The sequence below is a fragment of the Actinoplanes sp. NPDC051861 genome (assembly GCF_040681145.1).
In the GTDB taxonomy this organism is placed as follows: domain Bacteria; phylum Actinomycetota; class Actinomycetes; order Mycobacteriales; family Micromonosporaceae; genus Actinoplanes.
Genome location: NZ_JBFAYE010000001.1, coordinates 1118022 through 1133734, shown reverse-complemented (window position 1 = coordinate 1133734; position 15713 = coordinate 1118022). Strand labels below are relative to the sequence as shown.

Annotated in this window: 16 protein-coding genes; 6 read left to right on the top strand and 10 right to left on the bottom strand. The window is 70.7% G+C overall.

Annotation, left to right across the window (positions count from 1 at the left end; all coding sequences use genetic code 11):
- Positions 1-22 precede the first annotated feature (22 nt).
- The 4 genes from AB0M02_RS05535 to AB0M02_RS05520 all read right to left on the bottom strand — a co-directional run bounded on the left by AB0M02_RS05535 (position 23) and on the right by AB0M02_RS05520 (position 2290).
- A complete protein-coding gene (locus AB0M02_RS05535) occupies positions 23-511 on the bottom strand; it encodes a dihydrofolate reductase (RefSeq protein WP_364221830.1) in 489 nt (162 codons plus the stop codon).
- Positions 512-519: 8 nt separating this feature from the next.
- The gene (locus AB0M02_RS05530; RefSeq protein ID WP_364221827.1) at positions 520-1317 is read right to left on the bottom strand and encodes a thymidylate synthase; all 798 of its coding nucleotides are present in this window, start codon (positions 1315-1317) and stop codon (positions 520-522) included.
- Between the two features lie 28 nt (positions 1318-1345).
- Positions 1346-1951 (bottom strand): NAD(P)H:quinone oxidoreductase, encoded by a 606-nt coding sequence (gene wrbA / locus AB0M02_RS05525; protein ID WP_364221824.1) that lies wholly within the window; start codon positions 1949-1951, stop codon positions 1346-1348.
- A 63-nt stretch (positions 1952-2014) separates the two neighbouring features.
- Positions 2015-2290: an isoamylase early set domain-containing protein gene (locus tag AB0M02_RS05520; protein WP_364221821.1), complete on the bottom strand. Its 276-nt coding sequence runs from the start codon at positions 2288-2290 to the stop codon at positions 2015-2017.
- Between the two features lie 83 nt (positions 2291-2373).
- Between AB0M02_RS05520 and AB0M02_RS05515 the strand changes: the two genes are divergently transcribed.
- Positions 2374-2817, top strand: coding sequence for a GNAT family N-acetyltransferase (locus AB0M02_RS05515; RefSeq protein WP_364221817.1), 444 nt, complete (start codon positions 2374-2376; stop codon positions 2815-2817).
- On the opposite strand, the gene hemQ is transcribed toward AB0M02_RS05515, so the two are convergent.
- From hemQ to hemE, 3 genes are all read right to left on the bottom strand, one after another.
- On the bottom strand, positions 2814-3515 hold the full coding sequence (hemQ, locus tag AB0M02_RS05510; RefSeq protein ID WP_364221814.1) for a hydrogen peroxide-dependent heme synthase: 702 nt from the start codon (positions 3513-3515) through the stop codon (positions 2814-2816). The genes AB0M02_RS05515 and hemQ overlap by 4 nt on opposite strands.
- Positions 3512-4903: a protoporphyrinogen oxidase gene (hemG, locus tag AB0M02_RS05505; protein WP_364221811.1), complete on the bottom strand. Its 1392-nt coding sequence runs from the start codon at positions 4901-4903 to the stop codon at positions 3512-3514. Before hemG ends, hemQ begins: the two co-directional genes overlap by 4 nt.
- 67 nt (positions 4904-4970) lie before the next feature.
- A complete protein-coding gene (gene hemE / locus AB0M02_RS05500; protein WP_364221808.1) occupies positions 4971-6005 on the bottom strand; it encodes a uroporphyrinogen decarboxylase in 1035 nt (344 codons plus the stop codon).
- 81 nt (positions 6006-6086) lie between these two features.
- Here hemE and AB0M02_RS05495 point away from each other — a divergent pair, with 81 nt between their 5' ends.
- The gene (locus AB0M02_RS05495; RefSeq protein ID WP_364221805.1) at positions 6087-6659 is read left to right on the top strand and encodes a DUF3000 domain-containing protein; all 573 of its coding nucleotides are present in this window, start codon (positions 6087-6089) and stop codon (positions 6657-6659) included.
- A gap of 4 nt (positions 6660-6663) precedes the next feature.
- Here the strand turns inward: AB0M02_RS05495 and AB0M02_RS05490 are convergent, their stop codons facing one another.
- A complete protein-coding gene (locus AB0M02_RS05490) occupies positions 6664-7629 on the bottom strand; it encodes a trypsin-like peptidase domain-containing protein (RefSeq protein ID WP_364221802.1) in 966 nt (321 codons plus the stop codon).
- A gap of 145 nt (positions 7630-7774) precedes the next feature.
- Between AB0M02_RS05490 and AB0M02_RS05485 the strand changes: the two genes are divergently transcribed.
- From AB0M02_RS05485 to AB0M02_RS05470, 4 genes are all read left to right on the top strand, one after another.
- Entirely contained in the window at positions 7775-9070 is a 1296-nt protein-coding gene (locus AB0M02_RS05485) for a ribonuclease D (protein ID WP_364221799.1), read from the top strand.
- Between the two features lie 99 nt (positions 9071-9169).
- Positions 9170-10366, top strand: a complete 1197-nt coding sequence (locus AB0M02_RS05480) for a thiolase family protein (protein WP_364221796.1) — start codon at positions 9170-9172, stop codon at positions 10364-10366.
- Positions 10363-12423 (top strand): 3-hydroxyacyl-CoA dehydrogenase NAD-binding domain-containing protein, encoded by a 2061-nt coding sequence (locus AB0M02_RS05475; protein WP_364221793.1) that lies wholly within the window; start codon positions 10363-10365, stop codon positions 12421-12423. Before AB0M02_RS05480 ends, AB0M02_RS05475 begins: the two co-directional genes overlap by 4 nt.
- Before the next feature lie 104 nt (positions 12424-12527).
- Entirely contained in the window at positions 12528-13520 is a 993-nt protein-coding gene (locus AB0M02_RS05470) for a hypothetical protein (protein WP_364221790.1), read from the top strand.
- Between the two features lie 271 nt (positions 13521-13791).
- Here the strand turns inward: AB0M02_RS05470 and AB0M02_RS05465 are convergent, their stop codons facing one another.
- Together AB0M02_RS05465 and AB0M02_RS05460 are read right to left on the bottom strand one after the other, a co-directional pair.
- Positions 13792-15009, bottom strand: a complete 1218-nt coding sequence (locus AB0M02_RS05465; RefSeq protein WP_364221787.1) for a HAMP domain-containing sensor histidine kinase — start codon at positions 15007-15009, stop codon at positions 13792-13794.
- Positions 15006-15680, bottom strand: coding sequence for a response regulator transcription factor (locus AB0M02_RS05460; RefSeq protein WP_364221784.1), 675 nt, complete (start codon positions 15678-15680; stop codon positions 15006-15008). The genes AB0M02_RS05465 and AB0M02_RS05460 overlap by 4 nt, the downstream gene beginning before the upstream one ends.
- Positions 15681-15713: the final 33 nt, after the last annotated feature.

The window sequence follows — 15713 nt, the reverse complement described above, 5'->3', positions numbered from 1 at the left end:
CGTGAAGGATACAGACCGCCCGCTAATACTGGGTTGCGCCTCCCTGTGCAATACGCCGCACCAGATCCTCGACCACATAGCGCCGCCCGTCCGCCACGGTGAGCCACCCGGTGGAGGCCGACACGACCCACTCCGGACCGAGGTCCGGTGCATGTCTATCACCCTCCACATCGAAGTCTATGGTCGTCCGGACCAGGTGTGCCGCACGAGGCAAGAATGCCTGGTAAACGGCACTACCACCCATCACCCAGAAGTCGTCTTCGTCGACCTCTTCGGGGGAGTGCGCAACCACCGCTCCGGCTGATCGCCACTCCGGGTCCCGGGTGAGCACCACGTTGCGCCGCCCGGGAAGCGGCCGGAACCGCTCCGGCAACGAGTCCCACGTGGCCCGGCCCATCACCACCGTGGCACCCATGGTGCGTTCCTTGAACAGGCGCTGTTCACCCGGAACGTGCCAGGGAATCGTGTTGCCCGCGCCGATCACCCCGTTCCGGGCCTGCGCCCAGATCATGTGCACACTCATACCGCGACGGGCGCCTTCAGCGCCGGATGGTGCCGGTAGTTCACCACGGTGAAGTCGCCGTACTCGTATTCGAACAGGCTCCGCCGGGGCGCGATCTCCAGTTCACAGAACTCGTACGCCTCCCGCCCGATCTGCTCGGTGACCTGCTCGACGTGGTTGTTGTAGATGTGGCAGTCCCCGCCCACCCAGATGAAGTCACCCGGCGCGAGCCCGACCTGCGCCGCCACCAACCGGGTCAGCAGCGCGTAGCTGGCGATGTTGAACGGCACCCCGAGGAACAGATCCGCGCTGCGCTGATAGAGCTGGCAGGAGAGCCGCCCGTCGGCAACGTAGAACTGGAACAGCGCGTGGCACGGCGCCAGCGCCATGTCCGGAATGTCTGAGACATTCCAGGCCGACACGATCATCCGGCGCGAGTCGGGATCACGCCGCAGCGTCTCCAGCACCTCGGAGATCTGGTCGACCGGACCTCGATCCGTGGGCCACGACCGCCACTGGTGGCCGTAGACCGGACCCAGCTCACCGGTGGGCGACGCCCACTCGTCCCAGATGGTCACACCCTGCTCCCGGAGCCAGGAGACATTCGTGTCGCCACGCAGGAACCACAGCAGCTCGACCGCAAGGGACTTGAAGTGCACCCGCTTCGTGGTGATCAGCGGAAACCCTTGGGACAGGTCGTAGCGCAGGCGCTCCCCGAAGAGCGACCGCGTGCCGGTCCCGGTGCGGTCGCTCTTCGGCGTGCCGCTGGAAAGGACCCGCCGGAGCAGGTCTTCGTACTGGGTGTCGACGGCCATGGCCGAAACGTTAGCGCCCAGTCGGGGCTCAGGCGCGCAGCCGCCCGGCGATCGAGACGATCCGGCGGGCCAGGTGGTCGAGCGCCGCGAACTGCACCTCGGTCAGCGGACCGTCGTTGCTGCCACCGGTGACGTGCGACACCCCGTACGGGTTGCCGTCGGCGAACTTCAGCGGATCGGTGTACCCGGGAGCCACCACGACGCCACCGAAGTGGTAGATCGTGTTGTAGAGCGCGAGCAACGTCGACTCCTGGCCGCCGTGCTCGGTCATCGACGCGGTGAACCCGGCGTACGCCTTGTTGGCCAGCTGGCCCTGCGCCCACTGCGGTCCGAGCGTGTCGAGGAACTGCTTGAGCTGGCTCGTCACGTTGCCGTACCGGGTGGGCGTGCCGAACAGCACGGCATCGGCCCAGACCACGTCGTCGGCGGTCGCGCGGGGCTCGTTCTTGGTGCGGTCGAAATGCTGGCTCCACGCCGCGTTCGACGCGATCGCCTCGGCGGGAGCGAGCTCGGCGACCTGACGGAGGCGTACCTCTGCTCCGGCCTTCTCCCCCGCTTCCCGCAGCCGTTCCGCCATGCCGTGCACGGTCCCGGTCGACGAGTAATAGATGATCGAGAGCTTGACGTCCGCCACGATGCCTCCCCGGAGATCTGCTGGTGGATCAAGCAAATCTCCTGAAAGAAGCTCATGAAACGCTTATAGGCGGAGTTCACTGCCTCGCGGGCCGACCGCGTCGGCCTCGTCGTCGTCGAACCAGACGCCGTCGGTCGCCAGGTACCGGAAGGCGTAGTGACCCGGCTCCAGCGGGACGCTCACGGTCCGCGTGCCGTTCTTGCGCGGCTGCAGCTCGTGCTTCCCCGGCTCCCAGCCGTTGAAGTCGCCGACCACGCTCACGGCGCCGGCCGGCACGTCGGCCGGCAGGCTGAACGTCACCCGGGTCTTGCTACCGAACAGCTTGCTTCGCTTGATCATGCGTCCTCCACGGATGCTGGCCCTCAATCCCTATAACGGCAGGACCGGCGCAGAGGTGAGGACACGCCGCGTATCTTGTGTCGATGCACCCGGAACCGCACGACGAGCTGCGAGTCGCCTCGTTCCGCGACCTCGACACGACAACGCTCTACGGCATCCTCAAGCTGCGTTCCGACGTCTTCGTGGTCGAGCAGGACTGTGTCTACCCGGACATGGACGGACGGGACCTGGAGCCCGGAACCCGGCACATCTGGTTCGAACGAGACGGATCAGTCCGGGCATATCTCCGCGTAATCAACGAAAACGGGACCGAACGGATCGGCCGCGTCGTCACGGAGAAGGACGCCCGCGGCAACGGCCTGGCCGGGAAGCTGATCACCGAGGCGCTGACCGTCATCGGCAACCGGCCCAGCGTGCTCCACGCCCAGGCGCACCTCAAGGACTACTACGCGCGCTTCGGCTTCGAACAGACCGGGCCGGAGTACCTGGAGGACGGCATCCCCCACGTGCCGATGAGCCGGCCCTAAGGAAGGTTCGCCACGATCTCGGTGATCGACCGGCGGCGGCCGGTGTAGAAGGGGACCTCCTCGCGTACGTGCCGCCGCGCGCCCGAGGCACGCAGGTCACGCATCAGGTCGACGATGCGGTGCAGCTCGTCGGCCTCGAAGGCCAGCATCCACTCGTAATCGCCGAGCGCGAACGAGGCGACCGTGTTGGCCCGCACGTCCGGGTACGGCCGGGCCATCTGCCCGTGCTCGGCCAGCAGCTGGCGGCGCTCGGCGTCGGGCAGCAGGTACCACTCGTAGGAGCGGACGAACGGGTAGACGCAGATGTAGGCCCGGGGGTCCTCACCGGCCAGGAACGCCGGCAGGTGGCTGCGGTTGAACTCGGCCGGCCGGTGCAGCGCCATCTGCGACCAGACCGGCTCCAGGTGCCGGCCCAGACCGGTGCGGCGGAAGAGACCGTACGCGTCCTGCAGCGCGTCCGGCGACGCCGAGTGCCACCAGATCATCACGTCGGCGTCCGCGCGCAGCCCGGACACGTCGTACGTGCCACGGATCGTCACGTCCTTACCGGCGAGCTGCTCGAAGAGCGCGTCGACCTCACCGGCCAGCTCGTCACGCAGCGCCGGCAGCGGCGTCGAGAGCCGGAACACCGACCACATCGTGTACCGGATCGTCGCGTTCAGCTCGTTGATCCGCGCCGCGTTGGACTGCTCGCTCATGCTTCCTCCAGGTACTCGCAGACATCATCCGCCGCCCGTTCCCCACTGGCCACGCACACCGGGATGCCGACACCGTCGACCGCCGCACCGGCCAGCGCCAGCCCCGGCGGCAGAGCGGCCCGTGCCGTCACCATCCGGTCGGCGTGACCCGGCGCGTACTGCGGCAGGCCACCACCCCACCGCTGGATCCAGAACGCGTCCGGCTCCGGCAGCTTCACCCCAGCGAGATCGCTCAGCTCGGCGTGCGCGCGGGCGAGCAGCGCCGGGTCACTGAGCTGCAGACGCTCCTGCTCACCGGCCCGGCCGAGCGAGGCGCGGACGATCACCGGGTCGTTCGGGCCGGTCAGGTGCGGCCACTTGACGGTGAAGAACGTCGCGGCCTTGACCAGGGTGCCCTCGCCGGGTGGGACCAGGAAACCGGAGAGGTCGGGCAACGCGGTGCCCGGGGGCAGGGCCATCGCTGCCAGCGCCACACTCGCGTAATCCAGCGCGGCCACCGCCTGCGCCGCCTCCGGCGCCACGTCGGACAACAGCCTTGCGGCCGGCTTCGCCGGAACCGCCAGGATCACGGCGTCCACATCATCGGTCTGCGGCATCGGCGCCGGGCCGAGGGTCAAATGCCAACCATGCGGGGTACGCGAAAGCTCACGCACCGGCAGTCCCAGGCTGATCCGGGCGCCGCTCGCCGACGCGGCGGCCGCCACCAGACGGCTCATCCCGCCGCCGACCGCCGCGAAGACGGGCTGCCCGGGAGTGCGCCGCGACCGGGCCTGAGCCGCACGGACCGCGTCCCGCAGGGTGTGCTCGGTCTCCGCCGTGCGCGCCAGTTGCGGCATCGTGACCCGCAGGGACAGCTGGTCGGCGCGGCCCGCGTAGACACCGCCGAGCATCGGGTCGACCAGACGGTCCACCACCTGATCGCCGTACCGGGAGCGGACCAGCTCGCCGACCGCGACGTCCTCGCCCGGTGCCAGCAGCGGGCGGCCCTCGTCGCGGTCCGCGCCGGACTCCGGCAGCGCCACGCCGTCCAGCGAGGACAGATCGCCGGGCACGCCGACCAGGGTCCCGGCCGGGATCCTGCGAAGCTCGCCGCCGATCGCCAGCGCGGCCGGCCGGGCCGCCGGATGCACCAGCGTGTCGCCGAGACCGAGCCGCCGGGCCAGCGTCACCGCCGCGGACTCGCCGCCGTCCGGGGCACCGAACAGGAACGACTCGGCGCCCTGCTCGACCGGCAGGCCGGCCAGCTCGCCGGTGCGCAGCTTGCCGCCGAGAGCGCCGCCCTGCTCGTACACGATGATGTCGGTGTCCGCGGGGGCGCGGTCCCGCAGCCGCACGGCAGCCGCCAGCCCGGCGATGCCACCGCCGATGACCGCGATCCGCTTCCGCACGCCCCTCACACTCCCAGGTCTCCCCCGCCCTCATCCACCGGGGTCGTGCACTGTGATCCGCGCCGGATCAGCGCGCGCTCACCTCGTGCACCAGCGCTACCAGGCGGGTCAGGATGTCCGGGTCGGTCTCGGGCATCACGCCGTGCCCGAGGTTGAAGACGTGACCCGGCGCGCTCCGGCCCTGCTCCAGGACCCGGCGGGCCTCACGCTCCACCACGTCCCAGCCGGCGAAGAGGATGGCCGGGTCCAGGTTGCCCTGCACCGCGCGGTCCGGCCCGATCCGCCGGGTGGCGATGTCCAGCGGGGTACGCCAGTCGACGCCCACCACATCCGCGCCCGCCTCACCCATGGCCTCCAGCAGGACGGCCGTCCCGACACCGAAGTGGATCCGCGGCACCCCGGCGCCGCTGAGCCCCCGCAGAACCGTGGCCGAGTGCGGCATCACATAGGTCCGGTAGTCCGCCTCGGACAGCGCGCCGGCCCACGAGTCGAACAGCTGCACCGCGCTCACACCGGCGTCCACCTGCGTACGCAAGAACGTCAGCGTGATGTCGGCGAGGCGGGACAACAGGGCGTGCCAGAGCTCGGGTGACCCGTACATCATGGCCTTGGTCTTGAGATAGGTCCGGGACGGACCGCCCTCGATCAGATAGCTGGCCAGCGTGAACGGCGCGCCCGCGAACCCGATCAGCGGTGTGTCGCCGAGCTCGCCCACCAGCAGCTTCACCGCCTCGGCGACGAAGTCCACATCGGCCGGAGTGATCGGCCGCAGCCGCTCCAGGTCGCTCTCCGCCCGCACCGGCTCGGCCACCACCGGCCCGGTGCCCGCAACGATGTCCAGATCGATGCCGGCCGCCGCGATCGGCACCACGATGTCGCTGAACAGGATCGCGGCGTCCACACCGTGCCGGCGCACGGGCTGCAGTGTGATCTCGGTGACCAGATCGGGCCGCCGGCACGAGTCCAGCATGCCGATCCCCTCACGGATCTTGCGGTACTCCGGCAGCGAACGGCCTGCCTGCCGCATGAACCAGACCGGCGTGTGCGGCACGGACAGGCCACGACACGCCCGGACAAAGGGGGATTCCTCGAGAACGGTCACCGAGCCATGGTGACACGTGAGTGAACGGCCCCGGCGGCGCGCCGACCCTTCGCAGTCGGTAGATCGGCATACGCTTCCACCATGGCGTCCCCCTCCGCTGCCCCCGAGGCGTTCACCCGCGCCGTCGCCGGGTTACGCGCGGACTCGCCGCGGCCGGAGATCCTCCTCGAGGAGATCACCCCGCCCCAGCGGCTCGCGCCGTATGCGTTCGCGCTCAGTGCCACCGTCCTGCGCGGCGGCGACGAGGTGGCGAGCGGCCGGCTGATCCTGCTGCACGAGCCCGCCGGTCACGAGGCGTGGCGCGGCGACCTGCGCCTGGTCACGCTGGTCACCGCGGAGCTGGAGGCGGATCTGGCCACCGACCCGCTGCTGCCCGCGGTCGCCTGGACCTGGCTCACCGACGGGCTGGATCAGCACGCTGCCGCGTACACCGCGATCGGCGGCACGGTCACGCAGACGGCCTCGACCCGGTTCGGCGAGCTGGCCGGCCCGGTGCCCACCGCCGACCTGGAGGTCCGCGCCTCCTGGACGCCGACCTCCGGCGACTTCGCCGCGCACCTGCGCGGCTGGTGCGCGATGCTCTCCTCCACCGCGGGCCTGCCGCCGCCCGGGGTCGCCTCTCTCTCGGACCGCCACCGCGCCCCGGCGGGCTAGAGATCTAGTTCTTGCCGCAGACGTCGAGCTCGTCGCAGGCCGTCTCGATCGGGATGGCCAGGCCGATCCCCTCGGCGTCACGGGCCTTGGCCGTCGCGATGCCGACCACCTGCCTGCTGGCGTTGACCACCGGGCCGCCCGAGTTGCCGGGGTTGATCGGCGCGTCGAACTGAATCGTCGGGCCGGCCGCGTCGTCCGGCCGGTACGCGCTGATCACGCCCGTGGTCACCGTGTCGTCCAGGCCGAGCGGCGCGCCGACGACCACCACCTGCTGGCCGGGCTTCACGTCACCGGGAGCCGGGGCCAGGGCCTTGATCTCCTTCTCGGCGCGCAGCAGCGCCAGGTCCTTCTCCTCGTTGACCTTGATGATCCGGGCCTGGATGCGGGTGTTGCCGCGCTCCAGCGAGACCTGCTTGTCGCCGTCGGTGAAGATCCCCTCGACCACGTGGTAGTTGGTGAACAGGTGGGTCCGGCCGTCGTCGGCCTGCCCGATCGCGAAGGCGGTGCCGGTGAAGTCGCCGGCCCGGACGCGGAAGACGCTGGGAATGACCGCCGAGGAGATGCCCTCCGGGTCGAAGACCGTGGCCAGCTGCTTCTCCAGGTCCTGGGTCTTGCCCTGCTCCGCGGTGACCGCCGAGGCCAGGTCCGTGCTGGCCTTGATCATGCTTTCCACGCGGAACGCCTGCCAGCCGGAGACGAGCAGGAGCGCGGCGACCAGCCCGATGATCAGCGGCCGCCCTTTCTTGGACTTTTCCTGATTTTTCGTAGTACGCGGCGGCTCCGGGGCCGACCACTGCTGGTACTGCTGCTGATACTGCTGTTGGTACTGCGGCTCCTGATACTGGTACTGCTGCTGCGGCCACGGGTCCTGCTGCGGCCACTGCTGCTGCTGGTTCCAGGCGGGCTCGTCGTCCCAGGAAGACCTCCGCCGCACGGAGCTGTTCGCAGGGGTGAATGGCTCGTAGGACATCCGGCGCGGCCTCCCGGGGTATCGGCGCTGCGACAGGTGATACGCATCCGGGCCCCCTCCGGATGAACGCCGGGAAAAGATCGAGAAATGACGCGCCGGACCCCGGCTGCGCACGGCAAGGGTGACACCCCCGTACGGTTACGGAGTGACCGACGAAGCACCCCTGCGCCGTCGGGACTCGCCGGACACAGCAGGGGACGGACCGCACGCAGTGCCGCCCGACCCGAGTCCTGGCGGTCCCGAGGCAACACCACTCACCGCACCCCGCGACGGCACCCCGCGACCGGTGGAGACCGAGGCCGAGCTGGCCGACGTGATCTCCCGGATGTCGGCGGGCACCGGACCGGTCGCCGTCGATGCCGAGCGCGCCTCCGGATACCGCTACACGCAGCGCGCCTACCTGGTGCAACTCCGCCGCGCCGGAGCCGGCACGGTGCTGCTCGACCCGCTGCCCCTCGAGGATCTGCGCACCCTGGACGCCGCGCTGGCCGACACCGAGTGGGTGCTGCACGCCGCCAGTCAGGACCTGCCGTGCCTGGCCGAGCTCGGATTCCGGCCGCGCCGGCTGTTCGACACCGAGCTGGCCGCGCGCCTGGCCGGGTTCGAGCGGGTCGGCCTGGCCGCGCTCACCGAGCAGTTGCTCGGCTTCTCCCTGGAGAAACACCACTCGGCAGCGGACTGGTCGACGCGGCCGCTGCCGGAGTCCTGGCTCACCTATGCCGCGCTCGACGTGGAGCTGCTCACCGACCTGCGTGACGTGCTCGCCGCGGAGCTGGACCAGCAGGGCAAGACCGCCTGGGCGGCCGAGGAGTTCGCCGCGCTGGTGGCCAGCGCCGACCGGCCGCCCCGGGTACGCCCCGACCCGTGGCGCCGCACCTCCGGCATCCACCGCGTCCGCGGCGCCCGCGCCCAGTCCCGGGTGCGCGCTCTCTGGTTCGCGCGCGACACCGTCGCCGCCCGGCGCGACTCCGCGCCCGGCCGGGTGCTGCCCGACTCGGCCATCGTGGCGGCGGCCGAGGCGGATCCGAAGGACGAGCGGACCCTGCTCGGCATCCCCGGTTTCGGCGGCCGCTCGGTGCGCCGCCTGGCCCGGATCTGGCTGGACGCCCTGGACCAGGCCCGGTCGCTGCCCGACGACGCGCTGCCGGTGAACCAGCCGGTGGACGGTCCCCCGCCGCCACACCGCTGGGCCGAGCGCGACCCGATCGCCGCGGCCCGGCTGGCACGGTGCCGGCAGATCGTGGTCGGCACCGCCGAGAAGCACAACCTGCCTCCGGAGAACCTGATCAGCCCGGATTTCGTACGGCGCCTGGCCTGGTCACCGCCGGACGAGGTCACCGATCGCACGGTGGGCGACACCCTGCTCGGCTTCGGTGCCCGCAACTGGCAGGTCGGCCTCCTCGCCGAGCAGCTCGCGGAGGTGCTTCCCGAGCCTTCCTGACCGGGGTGTGACCAATTCGCGGATGCCCTGGCAGCCTCTAGTTACCGGCGAGTAGCATTGCCGACACATTCAGGGTTCACGCCCGCAAGGAGGCTTGCTGTGCCCCGTGAAGTACGCGAGGTCGTCTTCGTCGACGGCGTCCGCACCCCGTTCGGCAAGGCGGGCGGCATGTATGCCGAGACCCGCGCCGACGACCTGGTGATCCGCTGCATCCGAGAGCTGATGAAGCGGAACCCCCAGCTCCCGCCGGAGCGCGTGGACGAGGTCGCGATCGCGGCCACCACACAGACCGGCGACCAGGGCCTGACCATCGGCCGGACCGCGGCCCTGCTGGCCGGCCTGCCCAAGACCGTCCCGGGCTACGCGATCGACCGGATGTGCGCCGGCGCCATGACCGCGGTGACCAACGTCGCCGGCGGCATCGCCATGGGGGCGTACGACGTGGCCATCGCCGGCGGCGTCGAGCACATGGGCCGGCACCCGATGGGTGAGGGCGTCGACCCGAACCCGCGGATCCTGACCGAGAAGCTGGTCGACCCGTCCGCCCTGGTGATGGGCTCCACCGCGGAGAACCTGCACGACCGGCTCCCGCAGATCACCAAGAAGCGGGTGGACGCCTACGGCCTGCGCTCGCAGGAGAAGACCGCCAAGGCGTATGCGAACGGCAAGCTCCAGCCGGACATGGTGCCGGTCGCCGTACGCAGCTCCGAGCTGGGCTGGGGCCTGGCCACCGTGGACGAGGCGCCGCGCGAGACCTCGATGGAGAAGCTCGCCACGCTGAAGACCCCGTTCCGCCCGCACGGCCGGGTCACCGCGGGCAACGCGGCCGGCCTCAACGACGGCGCCACCGCGGCCCTGCTCGCCGACGAGGCGACCGCCCGCGAGCTGGGCCTGCCGGTCGCCATGCGGCTGGTGTCGTTCGGCTTCGTCGGCGTCGAGCCCGAGATCATGGGGTACGGCCCGATCCCGTCGACCGAGAAGGCCCTCAAGAAGGCCGGTCTCACCATCGACGACATCGGCCTGTTCGAGCTCAACGAGGCCTTCGCGGTCCAGGTGCTCGCCTTCCTCGACCACTACGGCATCGCCGACGACGACCCCCGGGTGAACCCGTGGGGCGGCGCGATCGCCATCGGTCACCCGCTCGCGTCCTCCGGTGTGCGCCTGATGACGCAGCTCGCCCGGCACTTCGCCGAGCACCCCGAGGTCCGTTACGGCCTCACCGCCATGTGCATCGGCATCGGCATGGGCGGCACGGTCATCTGGGAGAACGCGAACTGGGAAGGCGCTTCGAAGTGATCGAGAACCCGAACGAAGTCGTCACCAAGGCGATCGTCCGCCTTGTTCAGGTGCCGGGTCTCGACAAGAAGGCCGCGCTGATCACCCTGGACAACGGCTTCGACCACAAGAAGCCGAACAGTTTCGGTCCTGGTGGGCTTGCCTCCCTCGACGCCGCGATCACTTCGGCTTCGGCCGCAGATCCGGCATTCATCGCTGTCACCGGTAAGCCCTACATCTTCTGCGTAGGTGCGGATATCACCGGCATGCCGCTCATCACCTCGCGCGAGCAGGCGGTCGCGCTCGGCGAGCTGGGCCACCGGGTCTTCGCGCGGCTGAAGAACAGCGACATCCCGACCTTCGCGTTCGTCAACGGCGCGGCCCTCGGCGGCGGCCTCGAGGTCGCTCTGCACTGCCACTACCGCACGGTCTCCACCGGCGCGGCGGCGCTCGGCCTGCCCGAGGTCGCGATCGGCCTGGTGCCCGGCTGGGGCGGCAGCCAGCTCCTGCCGAACCTGATCGGCGTACCCGGCGCGGCCCAGGTCATCCTGCAGAACCCGCTGACCCAGAAGGTGCTCAAGCCGAAGGACGCCAGGGAACTCGGCGTCGCCGACGCGCTCTTCGAGGCGGCCGACTTCCTGGAGAGCTCGCTCGCCTGGGCCGCCGGCGTCGTCAAGGGCGAGGTCACGGTCGAGCGTCCCGAGATCGACAGGGACATGTGGGACGGCGTGCTCTGGTTCGCCAAGAACCAGCTCGACGAGAAGCTGCACGGCGCGGTCCCGTCCGCCAACAAGGCCCTGGAGCTGCTCGCGCTCGCCAAGGAGGCGTCGTTCTCCGACGGCACCGCCGCCGAGACCGAGGCCCTCGCCGACCTGATCCTGGGCGACGAGTCCCGCGCCAGCCTGTACGCGTTCGACCTGGTCCAGCGCCGGGCGAAGCGGCCGGTGGGTGTGCCGGACAAGTCCCTCGCCCGCAAGGTCACCAAGGTCGGCATCATCGGCGCCGGCCTGATGGCCTCGCAGCTGGCCCTGCTCTTCCTGCGCCGCCTCCAGGTGCCGGTCGTGCTCACCGACCTCGACCAGACCCGTGTGGACAAGGGCGTCGGCTACGTCACCGGCCAGATCGACAAGCTGGTCGCCAAGCGCCGGATGGACGAGGGCACCGCGGCCAAGCTGCGCGGTCTGATCAGCGGCTCGGTCGACAAGTCGGTCTTCGCCGACGCCGACTTCGTGATCGAGGCGGTCTTCGAGAACCTGGACCTGAAGAAGCAGATCTGGGCCGAGCTGGAGAAGATCGTCTCCGCCGAGGCGATCCTGGCGACCAACACCAGCTCGCTGTCGATCACCGACATGGCGGCCGACCTGGAGCACCCGGAACGGGTCGTCGGCTTCCACTTCTTCAACCCGGTCGCCGTACTCCCGCTTCTGGAGATCATCAAGGGCGAGCGGACCGACGACCCCACGCTGGCCACGGCGTTCGAGGTCGGCAAGCAGCTGCGGAAGTCGTCGGTGCTGGTCAAGGACGCCCCCGCGTTCGTGGTCAACCGTCTGCTGACCCGCGTCACCAGCGAGATCTTCCAGGCCATCGACGCGGGCACCCCGCTGGACGTGGTCAACGTGGCGATGGACCCGCTGGGCCTGCCGATGCGCCCGATCGCGCTGCTCCAGCTGGTCGGCCCGGCGGTGGCGTACCACGTGGGCGAGACGCTGCACGCGGCGTTCCCGGACCGGTTCAAGGACTCGCCGAACCTCAAGAAGATCGTCGACGCCGGCCTCCCGGTCATGGTCGACGACGAGATCAACCCCGAGGTGGTCAAGCTTCTGGAGACCGGCTCGGCGCCGTTGACCGCCGATGAGGTACGCCAGAAAGCACTGGACGCCCTGGCCGAGGAGATCCGGATCATGCTCGACGAGGGCGTGGTCGCCGAGGCACAGGACATCGACCTGTGCATGATCCTCGGCGCCGGATACCCCTTCCACCTCGGTGGCGTCACGCCGTACCTGGACCGCAGCGGCACCGCCGAACGGGTGACAGGCAAGCGGTTCCTGCCGAACGGCCTGGCGAACGTCCGCGCCTGATCGGTATATATCCCTGCAAATGCCCCCGCGCTCGGAGTGCGGGGGCATTTGTTGTCGGTGCCCGTCGCTACTATCCAGCGACCTGCACGAGCTCTGGAGCGTCGATGACCTACCCTCCCCATCCCGGTGAGCCCAACCCCGGTTACCCGCCCGCGCAGCCGGGCTACCCGCCGGCCCAGCCGGGCTACCCGGGCGCCCAGCCCGGCTACCCGCCGCCCGCCGACCCGGGTTACCCGGGCGCCCAGCCTGGTTATCCGCCGCCCGCCGACCCCGGCTACCCCGGAGCTCAGCCCGGTTACCCGCCGCCCGCCGACCCCGGTTACCCCGGAGCTCAGCCCGGCTATCCGCCGCCCGCCGACCCCGGTTACCCGGGCGCCCAGCCCGGTTACTCGGCTCAGCCCGGTTATCCGGGTGGGCAGCCCGGTTACCCGCCGCCGCCCGACGCCGGTTACCCGCCGCCCCCGGGTGGATATCCGCCGGCCCCGCCCGGCTTCCCGGCCGGCCCGCCGCCGAAGAAGTCGAAGGCGCTCCCCATCGCCCTGATCTCGGCGGCGATCGTGCTGGTGCTCTGCGTCGGCGGCGCCGCCGCAGTCCTCCTGGCCGGCAAGAACGCCATCGAGGACGCCGGCGACGAGGCCTCCAAGGTCGCCATCACCGAACCCGACACGCTCGGCGGCCTGCCCAAGATCGACGACCCGTCGTTCGCCGCGATGACCGCCGAGATGGAGAGCAGCCTGGCCGCCTACCCGGGCGCCTCGAGCTCGTTCGGCGCGATCTACGGCGCACCCGAGAAGCAGAACATGGTCGCCGCCCTGGCCACCAAGGCACTGATCGTCGACCCGCAGAAGGAACTGGACGCCTCCTTCGACACGTTCGGCAAGACCTCCGAGGTCCGCGACCTGGCCGACGTCTCCACCGGCGACCTCGGCGGCGTCGCCAAGTGCGGCACCAGCTCCAACTCCGGCGTCGACCTGGCCATCTGCGGCTGGGCCGACGAGGGCAGCGTCGGCATGATCATGTGGTTCTTCAAAACCGCCGCCGACGTGAAGGCCGACTTCCCCAAACTCCGCGCCGAAATCGAGACGAAGACCGAGTAACCAGCCCCAAACCACCACAAACCCCGCAGCACAGGGCCGGGCAAACCGGCCGCGAGGCCCGGCGACACCGGGAGCCGCAGCGACGCCTGGCGCCCACCCACGTCCCGCGGCGATGGCCCGGCGGCCGACAGGGTCGGCGGCCGGCAGGACCGGCGGCCGACAGCCGGCGCGAACCCGGCGACCCGGAGCCGCGCGACGTCGGGCGGCAGCGGCCGCCCGGCGGGATGGCGGAACCCCGCGCCCGCCAGGACGGGAAAAGAGGGCGTGCGGGTCAGAAGCGGGCTCGGGGGACGCTGGCGCTCGCGGCGACCACCGGTGTCGTGTCGGCGGCGGGCAGGGAGACGGTGACCTCGAGGCCGCCGCCCTCCTGGGCCACCGCGGACACCGTGCCGCCGTGGGCGTCGCAGACCGCGCGCACGATCGACAGGCCCAGACCCGAGCCTCGGGAGCCGGTTCGTTCCCAGCCGCCGCGCTGGAACGGCTCGAACAGGCCCGGGACGTCCGCCGGTTCCACCTCGTAACCGGTGTTGCCGACCACCAGCACCGCCTGACCGTCGATCGAGGAGGTGCGCAGCCACAGGCGCCCGAGGAGATGGTTGTAGCGGATCGCGTTCTCGATCAGGTTGCCGGCCAGGCGGTCCAGGAGACTCGGGTCGCCGACCACCGGCGCCGGTTCCAGTTCGGTGGTCACGTCGAGCTTCATCCGCTCGGCCTCGACCTTCACCGCGGACAGCGCGTTGGAAACGCTCGTCGCCAGGTCGGCCGGCATCTTGCGGACCAGCCGGCGGCCGGACTGCGCTTCCGAGCGGGCCAGCACGAGGAGGGCGTCGACCAGCCCGTTCGCCCGCTCCGAGGCGTTGCGGACGACTTTCGCCATCCGCCGATACTCCGCCACGTCCGCCTCGTCGTCGCTGAGCGTCACGTCGATCTCGGTGCGCATCACGGCGAGCGGGGTCCGCAGCTCGTGCGACGCGTTCGCCACGAACCGTTTCTGCGAGTCGAACGCAGCCGCGAGCCGGTCCAGCATGGCGTCGAACGTGCGGGCGAGTTCGGCCACCTCGTCGTCCGCCCCCGCGTACCGTATCCGCTGGTCCAGGGTTTCCTCGCCGAGCCTCTGCGCGGTCTGGGTGACCCGGTGCAGGGGCCGCAACGCCCGCCCGGCCACGACATAGGCCCCGGCGATCCCGATGATGCCGATCGCCACCAGCGCGCTGAGCCCCTTGAACAGCAGCTCCTGGGACGCCTGCTCGACCATGTCGGTCTGCCACGACAGCGCCTCCCGCGTGCTGCCGTCGGCGAGCGTCACCGTGGAGCCCGCGCGCAGCTCGTCCACCGGGTGCAGTGATTCGCTGACCAGCAGCCAGGCGAGCAGCACGAGGGCCACCCCGGCGCCGACCAGCAGGATGCCGTTGAGCAGGGTGAGCCTCAGGCGCAGGGTGTTCCGCGGCTGGAACCGCAACGGCCGGGTCCGCCCGAGGTAGACGGTCACGAGGCCACGACCGGTTCGGGAACCCGGTATCCCGCGCCGACGACGGTCTCGATCAATGGCGGGTCGCCGATCTTCTTACGCAGAGTGTTTATCGTGACGCGCACGGTCGTCGTGAACGGGTCCGTATTGGCGTCCCAGACCCGTTCGAGCAGCTCCTCGGTGGACACCACGCCGCCCTTGGCCTTGAGCAGCTCCTCCAGCACACCGAACTCCTTGTTGGTGAGCTCGATCGGCGCACCGCCGCGGGTCACCACCCTGCGGGTCTGGTCGAGCACCATGTTGCCCACCGTGAGCACCGGCGGAGCGGCCGGGGTGGCCCGCCGTCCGAGGGCCTGCACGCGGGCCACCAGCTCCTCGAACGCGAACGGCTTCGCCAGGTAGTCGTCGGCGCCCAGCTCGAGCCCTTCGACCCGGTCGGCGACCGTGCTGCTGGCGGTCAGCATCAGCACCCGGGTCAGCGCGCCCCGGGCCACGAGATCGGCGCAGATGTCGTCGCCGTGCATGCCGGGCAGGTCGCGGTCGAGGACCACCACGTCGTACCGGGTCACGTACGCCATCTCGTGCCCTTCGAGCCCGTCGTACGCCACATCGACGGCCATGCCCTTGCGGCGCAGCCCGCGTGCGATCGCGTCAGCCAGGTTCCGCTCGTCCTCCACCACCAGCACTCGCACCGCAACCTCGATCTCCGCAAACGTGAACCCGGA

What these genes read in the sequence shown, in the direction of transcription:
- hemQ (WP_364221814.1), bottom strand. Translation starts at nt 3,515, where the DNA reads ATGAGCGAGCAGTCCAACGCGGCGCGGATCAACGAGCTGAACGCGACG.
- AB0M02_RS05520 (WP_364221821.1), bottom strand. Translation starts at nt 2,290, where the DNA reads ATGATCAAGCGAAGCAAGCTGTTCGGTAGCAAGACCCGGGTGACGTTC.
- AB0M02_RS05530 (WP_364221827.1), bottom strand. Translation starts at nt 1,317, where the DNA reads ATGGCCGTCGACACCCAGTACGAAGACCTGCTCCGGCGGGTCCTTTCC.
- AB0M02_RS05515 (WP_364221817.1), top strand. Translation starts at nt 2,374, where the DNA reads ATGCACCCGGAACCGCACGACGAGCTGCGAGTCGCCTCGTTCCGCGAC.
- AB0M02_RS05470 (WP_364221790.1), top strand. Translation starts at nt 12,528, where the DNA reads ATGACCTACCCTCCCCATCCCGGTGAGCCCAACCCCGGTTACCCGCCC.
- AB0M02_RS05490 (WP_364221802.1), bottom strand. Translation starts at nt 7,629, where the DNA reads ATGTCCTACGAGCCATTCACCCCTGCGAACAGCTCCGTGCGGCGGAGG.
- AB0M02_RS05495 (WP_364221805.1), top strand. Translation starts at nt 6,087, where the DNA reads ATGGCGTCCCCCTCCGCTGCCCCCGAGGCGTTCACCCGCGCCGTCGCC.
- AB0M02_RS05535 (WP_364221830.1), bottom strand. Translation starts at nt 511, where the DNA reads ATGATCTGGGCGCAGGCCCGGAACGGGGTGATCGGCGCGGGCAACACG.